General features: G+C 37.7%; 15 protein-coding genes. 4 read left to right on the forward strand and 11 right to left on the reverse strand.

Features of this window, described 5'->3' with window-relative positions; all coding sequences use genetic code 11:
* Position 1: 1 nt before the first annotated feature.
* From opp4A to opp4C, 3 genes are all read left to right on the forward strand, one after another.
* Complete coding sequence (gene opp4A, locus J2Z23_RS00520; RefSeq protein WP_209972917.1) at positions 2-1735, forward strand: oligopeptide ABC transporter substrate-binding protein; 1734 nt, start codon at positions 2-4, stop codon at positions 1733-1735.
* 90 nt (positions 1736-1825) lie between these two features.
* Positions 1826-2791, forward strand: a complete 966-nt coding sequence (opp4B, locus tag J2Z23_RS00525) for an oligopeptide ABC transporter permease (RefSeq protein ID WP_064468607.1) — start codon at positions 1826-1828, stop codon at positions 2789-2791.
* A gap of 13 nt (positions 2792-2804) precedes the next feature.
* Positions 2805-3713, forward strand: a complete 909-nt coding sequence (gene opp4C, locus J2Z23_RS00530) for an oligopeptide ABC transporter permease (protein ID WP_064468608.1) — start codon at positions 2805-2807, stop codon at positions 3711-3713.
* 185 nt (positions 3714-3898) lie between these two features.
* Here opp4C and J2Z23_RS00535 read toward each other — a convergent pair whose 3' ends face one another.
* The 8 genes from J2Z23_RS00535 to J2Z23_RS00570 all read right to left on the reverse strand — a co-directional run bounded on the left by J2Z23_RS00535 (position 3899) and on the right by J2Z23_RS00570 (position 16364).
* Entirely contained in the window at positions 3899-5737 is a 1839-nt protein-coding gene (locus J2Z23_RS00535) for an ABC transporter ATP-binding protein (protein WP_083492351.1), read from the reverse strand.
* Positions 5734-7458, reverse strand: a complete 1725-nt coding sequence (locus J2Z23_RS00540; protein WP_209973095.1) for an ABC transporter ATP-binding protein — start codon at positions 7456-7458, stop codon at positions 5734-5736. The genes J2Z23_RS00535 and J2Z23_RS00540 overlap by 4 nt, the downstream gene beginning before the upstream one ends.
* Positions 7459-7976: 518 nt before the next feature.
* Positions 7977-9002: a LacI family DNA-binding transcriptional regulator gene (locus J2Z23_RS00545; RefSeq protein WP_057984154.1), complete on the reverse strand. Its 1026-nt coding sequence runs from the start codon at positions 9000-9002 to the stop codon at positions 7977-7979.
* A gap of 437 nt (positions 9003-9439) precedes the next feature.
* A complete protein-coding gene (locus J2Z23_RS00550) occupies positions 9440-10495 on the reverse strand; it encodes a LacI family DNA-binding transcriptional regulator (protein WP_057984152.1) in 1056 nt (351 codons plus the stop codon).
* Positions 10496-10566: 71 nt separating this feature from the next.
* Positions 10567-11406 (reverse strand): sugar ABC transporter permease, encoded by an 840-nt coding sequence (locus tag J2Z23_RS00555; protein WP_128738642.1) that lies wholly within the window; start codon positions 11404-11406, stop codon positions 10567-10569.
* Positions 11403-12665 (reverse strand): carbohydrate ABC transporter permease, encoded by a 1263-nt coding sequence (locus J2Z23_RS00560; RefSeq protein ID WP_057984350.1) that lies wholly within the window; start codon positions 12663-12665, stop codon positions 11403-11405. Before J2Z23_RS00560 ends, J2Z23_RS00555 begins: the two co-directional genes overlap by 4 nt.
* Positions 12666-13114: 449 nt before the next feature.
* On the reverse strand, positions 13115-14440 hold the full coding sequence (locus J2Z23_RS00565) for a sugar ABC transporter substrate-binding protein (RefSeq protein ID WP_064468609.1): 1326 nt from the start codon (positions 14438-14440) through the stop codon (positions 13115-13117).
* A gap of 331 nt (positions 14441-14771) precedes the next feature.
* Positions 14772-16364, reverse strand: a complete 1593-nt coding sequence (locus J2Z23_RS00570; RefSeq protein WP_209972919.1) for an alpha-amylase family glycosyl hydrolase — start codon at positions 16362-16364, stop codon at positions 14772-14774.
* Positions 16365-16572: 208 nt separating this feature from the next.
* Between J2Z23_RS00570 and J2Z23_RS00575 the strand changes: the two genes are divergently transcribed.
* Positions 16573-18318 carry an alpha-glycosidase gene (locus tag J2Z23_RS00575; RefSeq protein WP_057984147.1) on the forward strand — a complete coding sequence of 582 codons (1746 nt, stop codon included), beginning with the start codon at positions 16573-16575 and terminating at the stop codon, positions 18316-18318.
* A 71-nt stretch (positions 18319-18389) separates the two neighbouring features.
* On the opposite strand, the gene J2Z23_RS00580 is transcribed toward J2Z23_RS00575, so the two are convergent.
* The 3 genes from J2Z23_RS00580 to melA all read right to left on the reverse strand — a co-directional run bounded on the left by J2Z23_RS00580 (position 18390) and on the right by melA (position 21987).
* Positions 18390-18860, reverse strand: a complete 471-nt coding sequence (locus tag J2Z23_RS00580; protein ID WP_057984145.1) for a CarD family transcriptional regulator — start codon at positions 18858-18860, stop codon at positions 18390-18392.
* 310 nt (positions 18861-19170) lie between these two features.
* On the reverse strand, positions 19171-20484 hold the full coding sequence (locus J2Z23_RS00585) for an ABC transporter substrate-binding protein (RefSeq protein WP_057984143.1): 1314 nt from the start codon (positions 20482-20484) through the stop codon (positions 19171-19173).
* Positions 20485-20685: 201 nt separating this feature from the next.
* Entirely contained in the window at positions 20686-21987 is a 1302-nt protein-coding gene (gene melA / locus J2Z23_RS00590; RefSeq protein ID WP_209972921.1) for an alpha-glucosidase/alpha-galactosidase, read from the reverse strand.
* Positions 21988-22130: the final 143 nt, after the last annotated feature.

Raw genomic sequence — 22130 nt, forward strand, 5'->3', positions numbered from 1 at the left:
CATGAGAAAGTCCGTATTATGGTCTTTAGTCGTATTATTGACCATGTCCTTATTTTTGGCAGCATGTGGTGGCCAAACAGAAGGAAAAAAAGAAGAAACGAACAATGAGGGTAATAGTGATAAGCAAGCGGAAGAAAGTTCAGAACCTAAAGAAGGCGGAGTCGTCACATTTGGGACCGACCAAGCTGCGGAAGGTATCTATGATCCAGCCTACTCAAAGAGTATCGTAGATAGCTATATTCAAGAGTTTATGATAGATAAAATCTTTAAGGTGACTGATGAATTAGAATATGTACCAAATTTTGCTAACTGGGAGATTAGTGATGATAAGCTTACTTATACGTTTACGTTTGAAAAAGGCATAAAATGGCATAATGGGGAAGAATTAACTGTTGATGACTGGGTGTTTGCACTTGAAACAATGGCAGACCCTGAATATACTGGTGAACGTTTTAACTATGTAGAGGGCGTTAAGGGAGCAAAAGCGAAAAAAGAAGGAAAAGCTGACTCCATTGAAGGAATCGAAGTAGTAGACCCATACACAGTCAAAATCACTTTTGAAGAAGTGAAAATTAACAACTTAGAAAACCTTTGGCCTACTCCAATGCCAAAGAAACATTATGAAGGTATTGCTATCAAAGATTTACAAGAGTCCAAACAAGTGCGTGAAGAACCCGTTGGCTTAGGGCCATTCAAAGTGAAAAAAGTTGTTGAGGGCGAATACACCGAATTAGAACGCTTTGATGAATATTGGCAAGGCAAGCCATTACTTGATGGTGTGGTTGTAAAAACGATTGATCCATCCCTAGCAACTGGTGCGTTTGAAAATGGCGAAATTGATATCATGGATATTCGACCACAAGATGTCGAAGACCTATCTAAATTAGAGAATGTCCGAATTGAAGAAACAAAAGGTGTCGGCTATTCCTATATTGGCCTTCGCTTTGGCCATCGTGATAATGAAACACGTAAAAATATCGATGATGTCGATAAATTTAAATCTAAAGAATTGCGTCAAGCTTTAGTGCATGCCATTGACCGCCAAGCGATGATTGATGCCTTCTTAGCAGGGAAAGCCACAGTATCAAATACGGTTATTCCAAGTGTATTCTGGACGGCTGCTGATGAATCAGAATTAAATCAATATGAATATGACCCTGAAAAAGCAAAAGAACTTTTAGATAAAGCAGGTTATAAGGATGTTGATGGCGATGGATTTGTCGAAGATCCAGATGGTGAGCCATTTAAGATTTCATTTGGGCATTATGCTGGACCAGCCGCTTTTGAAGGTCGTTCACAAGCGATCATGCAAGCATGGAATGATATTGGGGTCAAAACAGAACTTGCAACAGGCTCTCTGATTGAGTTTAACCTATACAATGAAATGAAGCGAAATGATGATGAAGTATTAGATGCCTTCTTCGGCTCCTGGAGCATGGGTACTGACCCAGATCCATCTGGTTTATGGGGGATTGATGCAGAATGGAACTTCAATCGTTGGGTAGATGACGAAAACCAAAAATTATTGGATGAAGCCTTAAGTGAAAAAGCATTCGATCAAGAATACCGCAAACAAGTGTATATCGATTGGCAAAAACATTTCAATGAAGAAGTCCCAACTGTTCCATTATGGGAAAACCTAGATCTTTATGGAATTAACGAACGCCTCCAAGGTGTTCATATAAATGCGGAAGGCTTCCAAACTGACACTCATAAATGGTATACAACGGAATAGATTTGACTTGTTAGAGATTCATTCAAAGATTATGGGTTCCCAATTGGGGACCCGATCTTTGTTAAACTTTATAGATAAGGAGAAAGTCACATGCTTCAATACTCACTTCGCCGAATACTTGCCATGATCCCATTATTGCTCCTTATTTCGTTCGTGGTGTTCACCTTGGCATTAATGATGCCGGGAGATCCATTTTCTGGCGAAATTGATCCTTCGAATACTAACCCACAATATATTGAGGAAATGAAAGAAAAATTAGGTTATAATGATCCCATTTACGTACAATACGGCCGATGGATCTCGAATTTAGTACAGGGAGATTTGGGAAAATCATTCATATATAAAAAGCCCGTGGCTGAAGTAATTGCCCAGCGAATCCCGAACACTTTATTTTTAGCCATTACTTCTTTAATTTTTACGTATATTTTTGCTTTTGCAATGGGGTTATTCGCCGGGAGAAAGCCATATACATTAGGAGATAATTTGGTTGCTACGTATAATTATTTAGGATTGGCCATTCCATCGTTTGTCGCAGGTATAGTGGCCATTTACTTTTTCTCCTTTAAACTAGGCTGGTTCCCCTTCAGCGGTTCAGTGGCCGTTGGTCTGGAATCGGGAACATGGAACTATTATTTAAGTAAGATTCATCACGTCTTATTACCTGCACTCGTCTTAGGTTTAATGGGAACAGCCTCCTATACACAATTTTTGCGAAATGACATTATCGAGAATAGTCGCAAAGATTATGTCAGAACTGCAAGAGCAAAAGGAACAAAAGAATCGAAAATTTACAATCAACACATTCTAAGAAATTCAATTATTCCACTTGTCACCTTTTTAGGTTTCGATATCGCCACTTTAATTGGTGGTGCCGTCATTACAGAAACCATTTTTACGTATCCTGGGGTGGGGCAACTTTTCTTGGAATCTGTGGAAAGAAGAGATTATGCCGTGATGATGTCGATCACCATGCTGCTTTCATTTTTAACCCTGTTTGGGAATTTAATCGCCGATCTACTTTATGGTATTGTCGATCCGCGGATTAGGTTAGATTGAGGAGGGGAAACATATGGAAATCGTAACAAATACAAATAATAATAATATCATTACACCGAAAAAAAGCCCCTCCCCTTGGGCCATTGCAAGAAAAAAGTTCATAAAAAATAAATTAGCCATGATCAGCTTAATTTTTTTAGTATTGGTGATCATTGTTTCCTTTTCAGCACCATTACTAACAACCCAGGATATTGTCCGGATTGATTACATGAAGATCAGCCAACCCCCATCTAGTGAAAACTGGCTTGGCACAGATACAAATGGACGTGATATGTTTGCCAGAATGCTTTATGCAGGGCGAGCCTCGCTAATAGTCGGATTAAGTTGTATGTTTTTAATTACCTTTGTTGGAACTGTCATTGGCTCCATTGCGGGGTATTTCGGTGGCATCATCGACACCATTTTAATGCGGTTTACTGACTTTGTTCTAACCTTTCCATTTATGATTTTTGTGATTGTATTGAACTCCATCTTTATTGGAAAAATTAACGGTTTATGGACATTGATTCTCGTTATTTCCGCTTTGAGTTGGGGTGGGGTTGCCCGGATTGTTCGCAGTCGTGTCCTTGCTGAAAAAGAAAATGAATATATTCTAGCTTCTGAATCGATCGGTGGTAAGCCATCTAAAGTGATTATCAAGCACTTGCTCCCGAATGTCGCTTCCACCATTATTGTCCAAGCTACATTATTAATGGCCACCACAATCGTAGCCGAGTCCGGACTGAGTTTCTTAGGCTTTGGTGTTCCGCCTGATACTCCGAGCTGGGGAAATATGTTAGCAGAAGCACGAAATTCTGATGTTCTTCGCAATCGACCTTGGATGTGGGTTCCACCTGCAACAATGATTACATTAGTGATTCTATCAATCAATTTTATCGGAGAAGGGCTCAAAGATGCTTTGAATCCGAAATCAAGAAGATAAACAAATGAGCTTTCACAGGTCAGCATCACTCCTGTAAAAGCTCATTTTTCTTCTTTTATTTGTTATTTATTAGCATCCAGGATGAAGTCTCCTTACCCGCCCATCCCCTGAAAGTATGGGTATTTCCTTTATCTCATGAAAAAATTTAAATTTATACTTTTTTAAATAGGCATTTTCGCCTTTATTCACCCGGTGGCTCCGACAAATTGACTTTGATATAGGTCAGCGTAAAATCCATTCTGTGCAATTAATTCATCATGGGTTCCTTTTTCAATAATGTCCCCTTCATTCATGACCAAAATTAAATCTGCATCACGAATTGTAGAAAGGCGATGAGCAATAACGAAACTTGTTCTTCCTTCCATCAAGCGATTCATTGCTTTTTGGATATTCATCTCTGTCCGGGTGTCGACACTACTTGTCGCCTCATCTAAGATTAAAATTTTCGGATCAGCTAATATGGCACGCGCAATCGTGATAAGTTGTCTCTGTCCTTGCGAAATATTGGAGGCATCTTCTCCAAGTACTGTGTCATATCCATCAGGTAAAGTACGAATAAACTCATCAGCATAAGCACTTTGCGCCGCTTGTACGACCGCTTTTTCAGTCGCCCCTTCTCGACCATAGGCAATATTTTCATGAATGGTCCCTTTAAATAGCCAAGTATCCTGTAGAACCATGGCAAATAATGATCTTGCTTGTTCTCTTGATAACTCTGCAATATCCTTCCCATCAATGAGGATTTTCCCTTGGTCAATTTCATAAAAACGCATCAACAAATTAATAATCGTTGTTTTTCCTGCTCCCGTCGGTCCTACAATGGCAATGGTTTGGCCCGATTCAACTTCTAACGTCAAATCTTGGATAATCGTTTTCTCTTGCTCATAACCGAATTGCACATGTTCAAAGCTGATTCGTCCTTCTAACGCAGCAAGATTCACCTTAGCTGGTTCTTCTTGTCTTTCCTCTTCCTCATCTAAAAGATTGAAAATCCGCTCAGCTGAAGCAAGGGCAGTCTGAATCATATTGGCAATTCCGGCCGCCTGTGCCATCGGTTGTGATAACTGTTGAGAATATTGGATAAATGCTTGCACATCCCCTACTTGAATATTCCCACTTAACACGCGAATTCCACCAACAATACTGACAAACACATAACCGAGATTACCGACAAAAGTCATTAGTGGCATCATAATCCCACTAATAAACTGTGCCTTCCATCCAGATTCGTATAGCCGGTCATTCATTTGCTCAAAATCGCGGATTGCCTTTTGTTCATAACCAAAACCTTTAACAACTTGATGACCGGAAAACATCTCTTCAATATGACCATTTACATTGCCGAGCTCTGTTTGCTGTTGAACAAAATGCTTTTGTGAGCGAGAAGCAATCATTTGAACAACTAAAGCACTTAATGGAAATGTAATCAGTACAACTAAAGTAAGTAACGGACTGATCACTAACATCATAATAATCGTTCCGATGATCATAATCGCGGAAGTAATCAGTTGTGATAATGCCTGTTGAATCGAATTATTAATATTATCGATATCATTAATTGCGCGGCTCAACACATCTCCATGGGGATGCTGATCATAATATCTAAGTGGCAAACGGGTTAATTTTTCATTCACTTCTTTTCGCAATTCTGCCGTTGTCTTCTGTGAGATACCAGCCATCATAAACTGTTGAAAATAAGAAAAAATGGCAGATAATATATACAGCCCTAGTAAAATAAATACTAACTTTGCAATAAATGGAAAATCAACGCCAACTCCATTTTTTATGCTAGCAAAAATGGAGGATGTTGCGTCACCAAGAAACTTGGGACTTATTACATTAAATAATGTGGCAAATATAGCCGCAATTGCTACAAAAATAATTTGAACTTTTCGTGGCTTTAAATAAGCACTTAATCGAAACAGTGTTTTTTTAAATTCTTTCGGCTTTTCTCCATGCATTCCTTGCCTATGTGCTGGTCCCCGTTTTCGCATAGATGTTGGACGATCACTTTTTTCACTCATGCCCCTTCCACCCCGATTCCTTGTGATGCAGCAATTTCCCGATAAATATGGTTTTGTACTATTAACTCATCATGAGTTCCAACACCTGCTATTTTTCCATCATTCAAAACGATGATTTGATCCGCTTGAATAACAGTGCTCACTCTTTGCGCTACCATAATAATCGTACTTTCCCCTTGCATCTGACTTAATCCAGCTCTCAATTTTGCATCTGTTTTATAATCTAATGCTGAAAAACTATCATCGAATAAATAAATTTCCGGCTTGCGAATGAAAGCACGGGCAATAGACAATCGCTGTTTCTGTCCTCCAGAAAAATTTGCCCCACCCTGTTCCACTTTCGCATGCAGCCCATCTTCTTGTTTAAAAACAAAATCTGCGGCCTGTGCAATTTCAAGAGCTTCTTTCATTTCCTGCTCTGTTGCCTTTTCCTTACCGAACTGAAGATTCTCTGCAATCGAGCCACTAAATAAGGTTGCTTGCTGGGGAACATAGCCTATTTTTTGCCGTAGCTCTGCTTGTGACATCTCTCTCACATCTACGCCATCAATAACAATCTCTCCTCCTTCTGCATCATAAAATCGGGGGATTAATTTAAGCAAAGTTGATTTCCCAGCTCCTGTACTGCCGATAATCGCGGTTGTTTCTCCTGGTTTCGCTTGAAAGGAGACATGGCTTAAAACAGGTTTCTCAGCTCCTTCATAACGAAAGCTAACATTTCGGAATTCTACATATCCATGTGATTCCGTGCTTTTTGCTGATTGGGGATCTTCAATTTCTTTCTCCATCGCAAGCACTTCATTAATTCTCTTCACTGAGGCTTGAGCACGTGGGATCATGATAAAACCCATCGAAAGCATAACAAGTGACATAAGAATCATCATTGCATATTGTAAGAAAGCCATTAAGTTACCTACTTGCATCATGCCTTCATCAATCCGAATCGCACCAAACCACACAATGGCGATATTAGTAAAGTTCATAATAATCATCATAACTGGAAATAAAACGGCCATCATTTGATTTACTTTAATTCCCGTATCACGAAAGTCTTCATTCGCTTGATTGAATCTGCTTTTTTCGAAATTTACTTTATTAAAAGCACGCACAACCCGAATCCCAGTTAAATTTTCCCGCACGATCAAGTTAAGACGATCTGTTTTCTTCTGCAAGGAGACAAATAAAGGAATCGCCTTTTTTGAAATAACAAGAATCACGATCACTAAGATAGGGAGTGCACCTAAAAAAACGAGTGATAAGCCTGGATCTCTTGTCACCGCTAAAATGATTCCCCCTACAAGCATGAGTGGAGCTCGCGTCATCATGCGCAACACCATATTTAACACATCTTGTACTTGTTTTACATCATTTGTCGATCTTGTGATTAAGGAAGCTGGTCCAATTTTATCAAAGGCCTGTAAAGAAAAATCCTCTACTTGGACAAATAAACTTCTTCTCACATCTCGACCAAAGCCTTGGGCTGTCTGTGATGCGAAATATGACACGCCGACTGTAATCAGAACAGCTATTAAGGCAGCGACAATCATCAATAGACCAATTTTGATAATATAAGAAATATCCCCTTTAACAATTCCAATATCAACTACATTAGCCATTAAAGTTGGTAATAGTAATTCTAGTAGAATGCCAACTAATGTTAAAAATATGACCGCACTAATCTGCCATTTATAAGATTTCAAATGCCTGAACACGTTTACAATCACTTCCTTAAAATAATCTATTTTTATCGTATGGTTTCTATAGCCTTTGGTCAATGATTTTGTTACTCTCTCGGCAAAATTAGAATAAACAAAAAGACTAGCAGCCATGTAGAAGATATCTGAAAGTGAATAATCAGAAAGAGAAGCTGAGGAATTTCGTTGATTTGCTTAAGGCGGACACATTTCGCGCGGGTATATGGTCACTTTAGACGACTTTAAAGTCAACCAACTGTTACTATTCATAATTCATTACAGTTCTTCCATTCAAGCGGTGAAACTCTTAGGGATATACAATGGTAGAGATCTATGCCCTATCAGATGGAGCAAGATTGACTCAAAGCTAGCAACGAGTGAAACTTTATTTGGACAAGTATTTCCTTAGTAAACAAAAATGAGGCTGAGATAAAAATGTTTTCTCCAAAGAAAAAACGAACGATTAAGTGCATATAACCCGCTTCGGAAATGCATCGCTCGTCTTTGCTGCTTAAACATTTTAATTATTTCTCAGCCTCTTTTTCTTATGCCTCCATAGCGGCACAAGATGAACGAATAATCAATTGATGGGGAATAATAATTCTTTTTACAGGTTCTTTTGAGTTTTCTATTTTTTCAATTAGGCTTTTGGCAGCTTCATAGCCTAATGAAAATATATTAATATCGACTGAAGTTAGCGGCGGTTGAGTCATTCGTGCTAGAAATACATTATTAAAACTTACGATCGATATTTCTTTCGTCACCGCAATGCCTAAATCCTCCAACATGTGTAATACACCTAATGTCATCAAATCATCAGTGACAACTAAAGCAGTTGGACGGTTTTTTAATTTTAATAAAGCATCAATCGCTTCTTGTCCCCCCTCTTTCAGAAACTCCCCATGAACAATATAAGAATCTATTGGTTCTATCCCCGCCTCTTTCAATGCTGCTTTATAGCCAAGCAAACGGTCAACTGTAACAACTAAATCCTGGTTTCCACCAATAAAAGCAATCCTTTTATGGTGAAGCCCTAATAAATATTCAGTTACCTCTTTGGCTGCTTGAAAATTATCATTATCAATATGTGTAACACGGTCTTCCAATTGATAGGGCTTACCAATTACGACAAACGGAAAGCCATAATCCATTAGATAGCTCATTAATCTATCTTCAACATGAGAGTTTAATAGAACTAATCCATCTACTCTCTTTCCTTGGACCATTTGCACAACTTCTTGGAATATTTCATCTTTCGTCTTTCCAGTCGTCATTTGTAAAGCGTATGTCTTATTATGCGCACCTTCACTTAATCCTTGAAGCACGCTTGAAAAAAATGGATTTTGAAAAATAACATCTACTGATTCAGGCATCACAAGCCCTAGAACATGAGTTGATTGATTTGCCAGACTTCTTGCAATTAAATTAGGATGATATCCAAGTTCATCCATTGCTCTATTGACCCTTTTCTTTGTCTCTATACTAATTCTCGGACTATCGGCAATGACTCTAGAAACAGTTGATGGAGCAACATTTGCATGCTTGGCTACATCTTTGATTGTAATAGGCATATTCTACCCACTTTCGACTTGCGCAATCGCTTGCACGGTTTTATATATAATTATATCGCTTTTGCCTGGACTGTCAATATTCAACTAAATTTAACTTCCCGTATTCCTTGTGACAGTTAAGTTTGGCCCATGGTGTCGAATCCACCCATATCAAAAGCTTTGGATAAGGTGGAGGTCGTATAGTAGAGGTTGATCTCCTTTCTGTTTGGGGAACCATGAGTCATTTCAGCATGTATGTAGTTTTTCATGAATCATTGTTTTGGTCTCCCCTGATAGCTGAAAGGAAATCTCATTTAGCGGTTTGATAAATCCTTTAAGTGTTGGGGATCAAAGCCAAGAAGCTTATAAGGAAACAACATCCCTAAAAAAAGAGGAGCCTCCACAAAAGCCAATTCATTGGCCTTAGCGGATAGCTCCTTATTTTAGGAATCATATTCTTATTTTTTAGTACTTAATGATGAATGTGCCTTTCCTTCTAACCGTTCACAAGATGAGCGGATAACCAATTGATGAGGAATGATAATTCTCTTTACAGGTTCTTTTGGATCTTCAATTTTAAGGATTAGGTTTTTCGCCGCTTCATAACCTAATGAAAAAATATTAATATCAACAGATGTTAAAGGCGGTTGGGTCATCTGGGCAAGAAACACATTATTAAAGCTAACAATTGACATTTGCTCTGCTACAGAAATTTCCATTTTATCAAGCATATGCAGGACACCCAGTGTCATTAAATCATCGGTGACAACTAAGGCAGTAGGGGGTTCTGCTAATTTGAGCAATTCATCAATTGCCTCTTCGCCCCCTTCCTTTAAGAACTCAGCATGGACAATATATGAATCGCGTAGCTCGATACTAGCCTCACGTAATGCCTTTTCATATCCAAGCAAACGATCAACGGTCACAACCAAATCACGATGTCCCCCTATAAACGCTATTCTTTCATGGTTTAAACCTAGTAGATATTCTGTGACCTCCTTGGCAGCCCGGAAATTATCATTATCAATATGTGTAATTTGTTCCTCATGCTTATATGGTTTTCCTATTACAACAAAAGGAAAATCACAATTCATTAAATAGGACATTAACCTGTCTTCTACATGGGAGTTTAGTAGAATTAGCCCATCAACTCGTCTCCCTTGCACCATTTGGACAACCTCTTGAAAAATTTCGTCCTTCGTTTTTCCTGTTGTCATTTGTAAGGCGAAACTCTTTTCGTAAGCCCTTGCACTAAGTCCCTGGAGAACACTAGAAAAGAAAGGATTTTGAAAAATAACATCAGCCGATTCAGGCATCACGAGACCAATTACACTAGTTGATTTACTCGCAAGGCTCCTCGCAATGAGGTTAGGATGATACCCAAGTTCCTTCATTGCTTTTCTTACCCTTTTTTTTGTTTTCTCACTAATTCTTGGATGATCAGCGATGACTCTAGAAACAGTCGATGGAGCAACATTTGCATGCTTAGCAACATCTTTAATGGTTATAGCCATGCTACCCCTACTTTCATTTTCTTTCTAAATATATAATACAATAACCACCTTCCCAAGTCTCATATTTTTTTCTATCCTTTATTGGCTCCTGCTTTCAATCCTTCTACTAAATGATTTTGGAAAATAAAAAACAGAATAGTTATTGGTAAAGCAACTAAGACAGCACCAGCAGCGAATGTTGTAAATTCTGTATTTCCTCTCCCTGTTACCATTTCAAAAAGACCAATAGCCAATGTCTTTTTGCTACTTGTACGGAGAACAAGCCGTGCGAAAATAAAATCCATCCAAGGACCAATAAAATTATTTACAGCAATAAAAACAAGAATTGGTTTTGATAAAGGCATCATAATTTTATAAAAAATTGTTACATGACTTGCTCCATCAATTTTTGCTGCTTCTTCCAAACTACGTGGTAAACCGTCAAAATACCCCTTCACTAACCAGGCCCCAAAAGGTATCGACCCCCCGGCATAAACTAAAATTAATCCCCAATGATTATCAAGTAGATCCAACTGCAAGAGCAATATATAAATGGCAATCATCCCCATAAACCCAGGAAACATTTGGAGCACAAGCATCATCATTAAGCCTTGCCTTCTTCCTGGAAAACGGAACCTTGAAAAAGCATAAGCAGCTGTTACAACTAATACAGTAGAAATAACCATATTCCAAAAAGCAATTTTTAAAGTATTCTTATACCAGATCAGATAATCTGTTTCCTGGAATAAATAAGTGTAATGTCTAAAGGACAATGATTCTGGGATCAATTTCGTAGAAAAAAGTGAATCCCCGGGATTCATCGACCCAGTTATCACCCAAACAACTGGATACAAAACAAATATAGCGGTAATGATTAAAATAGAATAAATGAAACCACTCGTTAATTTCTTTCTTAAGGACATGTTGATCATGACATCATATCCTCCTCTTTAAATGCTCTAGTGTTTCTAAAATTAATAATAGAGAAGGTTGCAATCACAATAAAGATTAAGATCGATACAGCCGATGCAACGGCAAATTGATTATTATCAAGGGTTAGTTTATAAATCCAACTAATTAAAATATCTGTTGAACCAGCATATGTATAATTCATATTGACTGGTCCTCCTTCCGTCATCAGATAAATTAAGTTGAAGTTATTAAAATTACCGGCAAATTGCATAATCGCAAGTGGAGCCGTTGAAAACATAATTAACGGCATTGTAATTTTCCAAAACTTCTGGAATGAAGAGGCTCCATCTACTTCCGCTGCCTCATATAATTCCTTATCAATATTAGTCATAACTCCACTCATTAATATCATCCAGAACGGAAAACCAAACCACATATTAACAACAACCAATGTGATCTTAGCTAGCATGGGGTCAGACAACCACGGTATCGCTGAATCGATGATGCCTATATCCATTAACATCCGGTTAATCGGTCCAAATTGGCCGTTAAAAATATTCCGCATAATTAAGATCGATACAAATTGCGGGATCGCCCACGGTAAAATAAAAATACTCCTCCAAAATTTCTTGAATCTAATATTTTTTTGACTAATCAGGACTGCGAAAATTAGGCCAATAAAAAAGGTCGTTATTGTAGCTAAAATCGCCCAAACAATTGTCCAACCAAACACACCATAAAAGGTTGTACTCCAAGTCTTCATTTGAAACAGTTTCACGAAGGTCCCAAAGCCAACCCAATCAACTAAATGTTTTGGCGGCAAATGATTAGGAGCAGAATAATTCGTAAAGGCAATTAAAATCCCAAATAATAAAGGCAATATCGTTAGGAATGAAGTAAATAGTACTGATGGTGTTAATAACAAGTATGGGAAGCCATTTTCCCAAATATTTTTAAACATCTCTTTAGCGTTATTGGGCTTAATCCCTAATTCCTTTTTCTTGGCCACCTTATAGGCGTCACGGATATTTAAATAGTAAAACCAGATTAGCAGTAAAAAAGAAATCAAGAACAAAATTCCTTCGATTAAAAGAAAAATAGAATGGTCGCCTTGAACAATCTCAAAACCTTCTCGTGATTGTGGCGTATCTCCTAAAGTTGTTAACCCCCACATTGCCCATTGAAATGGAACAGTCCAAAAAATTAATAAATAAGCTTCGATCGCTAAAAATGCTAACCCTTTTACAAACTGTCGATTGTAGATCTGTCCCAAGCCCATAAATAAAGTAGATAATAAGACCGCTCTGATAGGTTTGGTAAAGTATCGCTTTTTGTCAGGAAAATTAGGGTTAGTTTGGTTTTCAGACTGTCTTTCTTCATTCATTTGTTGCAGTAAGGCACTCATACTTATCCCTCATTTCAATACTGAGACTGGGACGTAAATGTTTTCTCCAAAGACAAACCGAACGACTATATCCATATAACTTACTCGGGAAATATATTTCGTTTTCCTCGGGCGGCTGGTGAGCCTCCACGTGCTAGCGCACCCCGAGAGCTCACCGCTGCCTTTTCGAGAAACATGAGGTTCTACTGTCGGCGTTGGTCATAAGACGTGACCAATGCCGATCCCCACAGGAGTCTACGTATATTTCCTACGCTATGATAATACTTCGTTCATCTTTGCTGTTTAGCATTTTAATTATGGCCCAGCCTCGCTATTTTCTTTCATTATTTTTGTGAATCAATACCATCCTTGATTTGTTGAACCCCTTTATCTAAGGCTGCTTGTATCTCAGCTTCACCATTCCATATAGCTGTGAATGCCACTTCCATAGCCCCCCATACATGTTGCATTTCAGGAATATTCGGCATGGAAACAGAATATTGTGCTTGTTCCAGAAATGCCAGCATATTAGGATCTTCCTTTATCTTTTCGTTTTCTAGCAACTCATTGGAAGGCGGTAATTGACTTGTCATTTCAAAACGCTTTAACAACATTTCATCACTTGTTGCATAGTGAGCGAATAATGTGGCAGCTTTTGGATACTCACTATATGAGTTGACAAAGAAAGCTTTAATACCCGAAAAAGTTGTTGGTACTTCTCCATTCTCTAATGTCGGCATTGTCTTTACCCCAAAATTCACTCCCGAATCAAGATGCCCTTTCAATGCCCAAGGACCTGAAATATAATACAAGAGCTTACCTTCATCGAAAAAGGAAGTCATCACATCTCCTGTAATATCCTCTTTTTTCAACGGCAAAAGATCATCATGAATCTGTGTGAGTAATTCAGCAGCTTTTACAGCCCCCTCATTATTTAGGCCTATATCTTCCGGATTTGTATTATCATTTCCAAAAACATATCCACCGTTTCCACCAACAAATCCATACATAAAGTAAAAATCACTTGGGGGGAACATAAAACCATAAGAACCTTCATGTTCTTTCATAAATTCATTTGATTGCTCTATTAATTCCTCCATAGTTTCCGCTGGTTTAAAACCCATTTCATCTAAAAGATCTTTGTTATAATAAAGAGCTGTCGTTTCAATTGCGAGTGGATAGCCGAAAGTCGTCATTTCACCATCAGACATAGCAGAAACCCCATTAAAGGCTCCTTCCATAAATCTCTCTTTATATTCGTCAGCAAAATAATTATCATAAATCAGTCCTGCTGTATTCATATTTCCCACATGGTCATGGGCTCCCATAAATACATCGCCACCTAAACCAGCCGGTCCATCTGTCTGCAATTTACCTGGAGCATCTGTATGGGATACATCTTCATATGTTATGGGAATATCAAACTCTTTCGTAAATTCCTCCGCGACATATTCAATCCATTCGCCCTCTTCATCGCCATTCCCCCAAACAATTAATTCTGCTCCTTCTTCTGGCTCTAACTCAGCTATTTCTGTTGTTGTATTTTCTTCTGTTTCTTCTTGCTTACTCGTATTTTGAGTATTTTCTTCCTTTGTACTACCTGGTTTGCTACACGCAGCAAGCACGATCACAAACATAGCCATAACAGCCAGATAAATAAATTTTTTCATGATATTTTCACCCTTTTTTATATTTTTTATATAAACGAATCAATTTCATAATAGAGATTTTAGTAAATTCGAACGACGTTGATTTACACTTCGGGCCGACGCTTTCCCGAGGAGTGTGCTGAGCTCCCCTGCTATATGCTCCTGCGCAATCTCACCAATCCGCCAATTCCCCAAGAGTCGCCACCTTCCGCTCCAATCAACTGAGTTAAGGGAAATACATTAGCTAACAATTTAGGCCCCTTTAATAAAACCGTTCGTGTGTTTACAATCCATTTTGAAACTGATTCAAACATCAGATAGGTGTAGATCGATCTAGATATTTAATCCCTTTTTAATTTTCATCTAAAATAATGGTTGAGTATGGTGGTAACATTATTTTCACTGTCTTCCGACCCTTTTTAATCTCTACCTGATCATCTGATTGGTAAAATAAGCTTGAGAAACCGTTTTCCTTTTCATGCAATGAAAAACTTTGATTTTCTTTCGTTAGATTATGAAGAACAAGGACGGAATCCTTTTCCGTGCTACGTTTAAATACAACCAGACCAGCTTGTTTAGTAAAAGCTCTCTCGATTTCGCCACTGATTAATGCTGGCTCTGTCCGACGTGCTTGAATCATATTTCGATAATGATTGTACATCGAATTCGGATCTTCAATTTGCGCTTCAACTGCTTTTTTCTCAAAATCTTTATTATGTTTTAGAGCTCTCCAACTCGTTTGCTCGGGAACATCCTGTTCATTAGACCAAATGAACGGTTCTCTAATTTCTTCATCTGGCTTCGACCCTTCAAGTCCTGTCTCTTCCCCATAATAAATAAATGGATTACCGGGAAGCGTTAACAATAAAGATGCAGCCATTTTTGCTTGATCTTGATTACCTTTTACCTCTGTCATTACTCGAGGCATATCATGATTTGTAATAAAAGTAGAATCAATATATTCACCAGCAGATATTTCCCGAAAGAATTCTCTTGTTCTTACTAGTGAAGATACAATTCCAACATCTTTTTCGGCTTGAACAGATTCCAATATTTTCTCAGCTAAGTCAAAATTAAAGGCAGATGTTAAGCCACCATCCAAATATGGTGCAACAACTGTCGCATTATCCCAAACCTCACCGACTAACACAACTTCAGGATTAATTTGTTCTAACTCTTGGCGAAATTCGCGCCACCATTCATGATTTTTTTCTTCAGCTTGGTCACTATCAGAGGGCGAATAAATATGCTTAGCAGCATCCAATCTAAATCCATCTACTCCGATTTCCTCTAACCAAAATGTAGCAATCTCTTTGATCTCCTTTCGCACTGCTGGAGAATCAAAATTCAGGTCTGGCATACCATCCCAGAAGATTCCTTCATATTTTTCTTCCGCACCATGCCATACTTGCTGGCCCCATTCTCCTTTTTCAAGAAGATTTGTATTTTCATCTGCCCAAACATAGTAATCTCGATATTTTGCATCACCTGTTAATGCCTTTTGAAACCATGGGTGCTGATTGCTAGTATGATTGATGACTAAATCAATGATGACATTGATATCCCTTTTATGTGCTTGAGCAACAAATTGCTTCATATCTGCTAAACTCCCATAGTCAGGATGTATGTCTATGTAATCTGTTACATCGTAACCATGATAACTAGGTGATGGTTGGACAGGCATCAACCAAATCCCCTCAATCCCTAAATCAGCTAAGTAATCTAATTTTTCTGTGGCCCCCTTCAGATCACCTATCCCATCTGAATTGGAGTCCGCAAAAGATCTCACAAAAATTTCATAGTAGATCCCATAGGGCTTGATATTTAGCCATTCTTTCTTTTCTTGCTGAAAAGTCGTTTTCTCTTTTTCGGTGCAACCGCTCATAAAGATAACGGTAAAAATAACGGTGAACAAAGCCACTTTTCTTAAGGGGAGAAAGATCAACTTACCAACTCCTTTTTCAAGAGATTACGTAAGGTCAATTGGGAAAAAGCTTGCGCAAACGCTTCCATCAATTTCACTTTAATTATATTTCATTCGTAAATTCTGTCAATAGATTTTTAGAAAATTTCTATTTTTTCGTTGACAACCACTTTAAATATAGTCTAGATTATAGGTAAATAGACAGTTATTTATCAAAGGGGGAGAGATTTTGAATAAGCAAGCTATTATACATAGACCAACAGATCAACATGCATACGTTTGCGCTGATAACAGTGTAAATATTATGATCCAAACGCAAAAAGGAGATTGTAAGGGGATTCATTTTATTCACGGGGATCCTTATGACTGGGAAGAGAAGAAATGGAAAAATAAAAAGATAGCGATGCGAAAGACAGGGACAGATCAACTTTATGATTATTGGCAAGTTACAATCAAACCAGCTTCCCATCGGTTACGATATGGTTTTAAACTAAATGATGGAGAAAATCCACTCTACTTTGGCGAAGGCGGCTTTTCAGCTCAAGAACCGAATGATATTGCCTTTTATTTTTGTATACCATATGTTCATGTCTCTGATGCCTTCCAAGCGCCGGCATGGGTAAAAAATACAGTTTGGTATCAAATTTTTCCTGAGCGATTTGCTAACGGAAATACTGAAAACGATCCCAAAGATACTCTTGCTTGGGGAAGCAGTGAACCAACAGCGGACAATTTCTTTGGCGGGGATTTACAAGGAGTCATTGAGCAAATTTCCTATTTAAAAGAGCTAGGTATTACAGGGCTTTATTTTACGCCAATCTTTAAAGCTTATTCGAATCATAAGTATGACACAATCGATTATCTAGAAATCGATCCACAATTTGGTGACAAGGAAACTCTTAAACAATTAATAAAAGTTTGCCATGATAATGGCATAAAAGTAATGCTTGATGCCGTTTTTAACCATTCTGGATTTTATTTTCCGTTATTTCAAGATGTCGTTGAAAAAGGGGAGAAATCTAAATATAAGGATTGGTTCCATATCCATGATTTTCCATTAATCTTTGAACCAAAACCAAATTATGATACCTTTGCTTTTACCCCTTTTATGCCCAAGTTAAATACTCAAAATGAGGAGGTTAGAAACTATTTATTAAATGTTGGGCGTTATTGGGTAGAAGAATTTGATATTGATGGTTGGAGACTTGATGTAGCAAACGAAGTAGATCATGGATTTTGGCGAGATTTTCATAAAGTAGTAAAAGGAATTAAACCGGATTTATACATTTTAGGTGAAATTTGGCATGATGCCATGCCTTGGCTACGCGGGGATCAGTTTGATGCTGTCATGAATTATCCATTCACTCGAAACATACTCGATTTATTCGCTAAAGAAAGCATTGATCGTAAAACTTTTGCTGAAAACATGACAGCCGTTATCCATATGTATCCTGCTAGTATCCATACAAACGCCTTTAATTTAGTCGGCAGTCATGATACACCTCGTATTTTGCATGAATGTTCTGGTGACAAACGGAAGGTTCAGCAAATTTTTACTTTCCTGTTAACTTTCATTGGAACACCGTGTATTTACTATGGCGATGAAATCGGAATTGATGGTGATGGAGATCCTGGTTGTAGAAAATGTATGATATGGGATGAGGAGCAACAAGATCGGCATATGCTTGAACATGTACGAAAATTGATTACACTGCGTAAAAATCATCCTTTACTTGCTAACGAAGGGAATCTCTCATTTTTACCTGTGGAAATGAACTCACACTGCTTTGCCTTTATGAAGGAAAAGCAAGACAAAACAATTATTGTCATTTTTAATCTATCTGATCAAGAGGAGCAATTCACACTACCTGCTCATCAAAATCGGCAAATGCCGATTGATTTATGGACTGGAAATAAAGTAAAAGATAAGAAAATCCCTCTCGAAGCAAGAGGCTTTTCTATTTTGGAATTTTAGCTCTATAGCAATTCAGATAAAAGAAAAACCTCCTTTCAGAGAGTTCTCTAGAAAGGAGGTGTCTTTATTTATTATTCGGCTTTTAACAACTCATCTGCCTGCTCTGTAGATATATCCTTAATAATGCTGATTTCACTAACTAAAGCTTTATGCGCATCACTTAATAATTGCTTTTCTGTTGAATTAAGCGGCTTTTCTTTTTGTCGATATAAGAGGTCTTGGACGACTTGGGCAGAATTTTGCATTTCTCCCGATTTTAACAATTCCATATTCCGCTTATATCGCTCTTTCCATGGCAATTCACCAAGTGGTTGTTCATGATGGAAATTCTTCATGATTGTTCTAGCTGTCTGAAGATCAACCACAGATCGGATACCAACTTTAGCTAAATTCGCTCGTGGCAACATAATGTTCAAATTCATGATTGGAATAGAAATAGCACAATATTCCACCATGTGACCCTGTATTTCTTTCATTTCAATCCCTTGAATAACCCCAGCCCCATGCATCGGATAAAATACCTTGTCACCAATATCAAACAAAATGATCCACTCCTGTATTTGTTCTATTTATATTATATCATCAATCAAACAAATACGCAAATTTACTATTTTAACACGAATATTTTACACAAGTCAATAGTTTTCACTTACTTTTCTAAACAAAAATAGACGAATGTGCATTCGCCTATTTTTACTCATACGCGGTTATCGAATATTTCATCATATACGAGGGTTTATCTTCGAATTCCCCAAAAATCCCTGTTAAACGGGCACCAATTTATGCTTCAGAGTATAATTGAAGGGGAGCCGTCTGCCCGACTGTATTAGAATAAAAACAAATGGGGAGTTATTAGCTTGCCCCTTTTTCATCTTTAATCCTAATCTCTTCCATTTCTCTAAGTTCTCGCAAATAGGAATTAACATCTAAACCTGATTCAATGAAATTTGTTCCCATATGTTCAATTTGTTGAATAGCACCAACATCAAATTCTGAGCGGGATTCAGGACCGCCTGGAGCCTCTAATTTATATAGCGCTTGCAAATTTTTCCCTTTGAACTTTTCCAATCTTTCTCCCGATAACATCTCATCAATATCCTGATCTACAAATAAATGGTTAAATGGGGCATGGATAGGTGATTCCCCTAAAATACCAATATACTCATCAGAATATAAGAATTTCAAGACCTCCATCGCCTCCTCTTTATGCTCGCTTGGCTCTGTAATGCCAAATGCCCATCCTCCAGCTAACGGACCAATATTGGGGGCAGCTTCCCATTGAGGATATGTGACCAAATCAAAATTCAAATCTTCTGGTGTTGCCATATCAATCCATAACGCTCTCATTGCCAATGTTCTTGATTCAATCCACGGGTCCTCTCCCTCAGGAATTTCATTTCCTGGTGTATGATAAACTTTATCTACCATTTCTAGCCATTGCTTCACATAAGGATTTTCCGTCCATAATACCTCTTCTGTTTCAGGATCAATTAATTGTGTCCTTCCAATGATTTGGCTCATAGGCAAATGCCCGTTTCCGGTAATATCAAGCCCTTGATATTGAACTCCATTCCTTTCACCTGTTACTTGATTAGCAAGGGAGATAACTTCCTCCCAAGTCATCCCATCAGTAGGATACTCAACCCCAAATAAATCAAAAATATCTTTATTATATTGCAATGCATAACGATCTGCCATAAAAGGTAATAGCCAAATCTCTCCATTTGCCCACGATTTCCACTCATCTAAATGACCTGGATCATAGCGTGATAAATCAAAGTCATGTTTTTCCAGTAAATCGGTCATATCATAATTCAATTCATATTCCTTCAAAAGAGCAACATGGTATTGTCGATGGGCAAAGATAATATCAGGAACAGTTTGAGCAGTCAGAGCTTCTTCAATCCATTCTTTATTGCCTGTATCCCCACCGATATTTTTCACAGTAATATGGGGAAATTGCTTTTCCACCTTCTCTTTAATATTAGCAAAACCTTGGCCCCAATCATCCCACATCATAAACGTCAAAGTGACCTCCTCATTGTTAGCGCCTTCATTTGAATTAGAAATAGGTTTTTTCTCACTATTTTTATTACATCCAACTAATATAAATAGGATCATTACAAAAAATATAGCAGGCTTCAAAATTTGTTTTTCTCTTAACATTTTTGTCCCCTCCATATTCACAACTGCCTAAGTATTTTATTCTACTCCCATTCTTAGAAGAAGGTTCTTAAAAAACCCCCACTTTCAATTCCTTTAGCTCATAAAAGTCTTGAAGTGAGGGTTTTATTGAATCTTATTTATGATAACCTGAGACATATTACTAATTTGACCTAGTTTTTATGCAGAACAGTTTCAGTAATCTTACTTATATTTTGGTAGCCAATCTCCATGCGCTTCAATTAAATCATCACAAAGTGCGACAATATCATCAATCGATAATTCTGCTGAAGTATGTGGATCTAGCATCGCAGCTTGGTAAATATGTTCTTTTTTCTGAGTGATAGCGGCTTCAATGGTCAATAACTGTGTATTGATATTCGTTCTATTTAAAGCTGCCAATTGTTCTGGCAAATCCCCTACATATGTCGGTGTAACGCCACTACGATCTACGAGACACGGAACTTCTACTACTGCTTTTTCAGGTAAGTTACTAATTAAGCGACCAGTATTTAGAACATTCCCGCCAATTTTATAAGGAACATTCGTCTCCATTGCTTCTATAATATAAGAACCATATTCATGTGTTCTCTCATGCTGTAATTGTTTATCATGCACAAGATCATCACGCATATTTTTCCAACCTTCGATTTGATTCACACAACGGCGTGGATATTCATCAAGTGGAATATTAAATTTCTCAATTAATTCTGGGTAACGCTCTTTAATAAAATATGGATGGTATTCCGCATTATGTTCGGATGATTCGGTTATATAGTAACCAAATTGCTTCATCAACTCAAACCGAACCATATCATCATGTTTTGACTGTTGTTTTTCGGCAGCTCGTTTTTTAATTTCTGGATAAAGATCTTCGCCATTACGAGTAATTTCTAATAACCAAGCCATATGATTAATTCCGGCAATTTTCCATTGTATATTGTCTGTTGGCATATCTAAAGACTTTAGAAGTCCTGGTGCACAAACTTGAACACTATGACAAAGCCCGACAGTTTTAATGCCACCATAACGTAGCATTGTCCCTGTTAGGACAGCCATTGGATTCGTGTAATTAAGGAACCATGCATCTGGACAAACTTCCTGCATATCCTCTGCAAAATCAAGCATAACAGGAATCGTTCTTAAATTTCTAAAGATCCCGCCAATCCCAACAGTGTCCGCAATGGTTTGACGAAGACCATATTTTTTCGGCACCTCAAAGTCTGTAATCGTACAAGGATCATAACCACCAACCTGAATCGCATTTATGACATATTTAGCACCTCGAAGCGCCTCTTTTCTGTCTGTATACGCTTTTATTTCGACTGTGGAATTTGTTGTATTCTTTAAATTATTCAACATTGCCTCTGAATCTTTTAATCTCGCTTCATCGATATCAAATAGAGCAAACTCAAACCCTTGAATACTCGGAACCAACATACAATCCCCAAGAACATTTTTCGCAAAAACAGTACTTCCTGCACCTAAAAAAGTAATTTTCGACATATTCTGCATGCCTCCTTATGATATAAAACAGCAACTTATTGCTACATCGATACATATGATTAAAAGCGCCTTCATATGATTACTTATATCATAGATTGGATTACATAAACTTACAATGGTAAAAAGAGACGAATTACGGGTAA

This window comes from Lederbergia galactosidilytica (genome assembly GCF_017873565.1).
In the GTDB taxonomy this organism is placed as follows: domain Bacteria; phylum Bacillota; class Bacilli; order Bacillales; family Bacillaceae_C; genus Lederbergia; species Lederbergia galactosidilytica.

Excerpts from the sequence above, each read along its gene's own strand:
- opp4A (WP_209972917.1), top strand. The coding sequence starts at position 2 with ATGAGAAAGTCCGTATTATGGTCTTTAGTCGTATTATTGACCATGTCC.
- opp4B (WP_064468607.1), top strand. The coding sequence starts at position 1,826 with ATGCTTCAATACTCACTTCGCCGAATACTTGCCATGATCCCATTATTG.
- opp4C (WP_064468608.1), top strand. The coding sequence starts at position 2,805 with ATGGAAATCGTAACAAATACAAATAATAATAATATCATTACACCGAAA.
- J2Z23_RS00535 (WP_083492351.1), bottom strand. The coding sequence starts at position 5,737 with ATGAGTGAAAAAAGTGATCGTCCAACATCTATGCGAAAACGGGGACCA.
- J2Z23_RS00545 (WP_057984154.1), bottom strand. The coding sequence starts at position 9,002 with ATGCCTATTACAATCAAAGATGTAGCCAAGCATGCAAATGTTGCTCCA.
- J2Z23_RS00550 (WP_057984152.1), bottom strand. The coding sequence starts at position 10,495 with ATGGCTATAACCATTAAAGATGTTGCTAAGCATGCAAATGTTGCTCCA.
- J2Z23_RS00555 (WP_128738642.1), bottom strand. The coding sequence starts at position 11,406 with ATGATCAACATGTCCTTAAGAAAGAAATTAACGAGTGGTTTCATTTAT.
- J2Z23_RS00560 (WP_057984350.1), bottom strand. The coding sequence starts at position 12,665 with ATGGGCTTGGGACAGATCTACAATCGACAGTTTGTAAAAGGGTTAGCA.
- J2Z23_RS00565 (WP_064468609.1), bottom strand. The coding sequence starts at position 14,440 with ATGAAAAAATTTATTTATCTGGCTGTTATGGCTATGTTTGTGATCGTG.
- J2Z23_RS00585 (WP_057984143.1), bottom strand. The coding sequence starts at position 20,484 with ATGTTAAGAGAAAAACAAATTTTGAAGCCTGCTATATTTTTTGTAATG.
- melA (WP_209972921.1), bottom strand. The coding sequence starts at position 21,987 with ATGTCGAAAATTACTTTTTTAGGTGCAGGAAGTACTGTTTTTGCGAAA.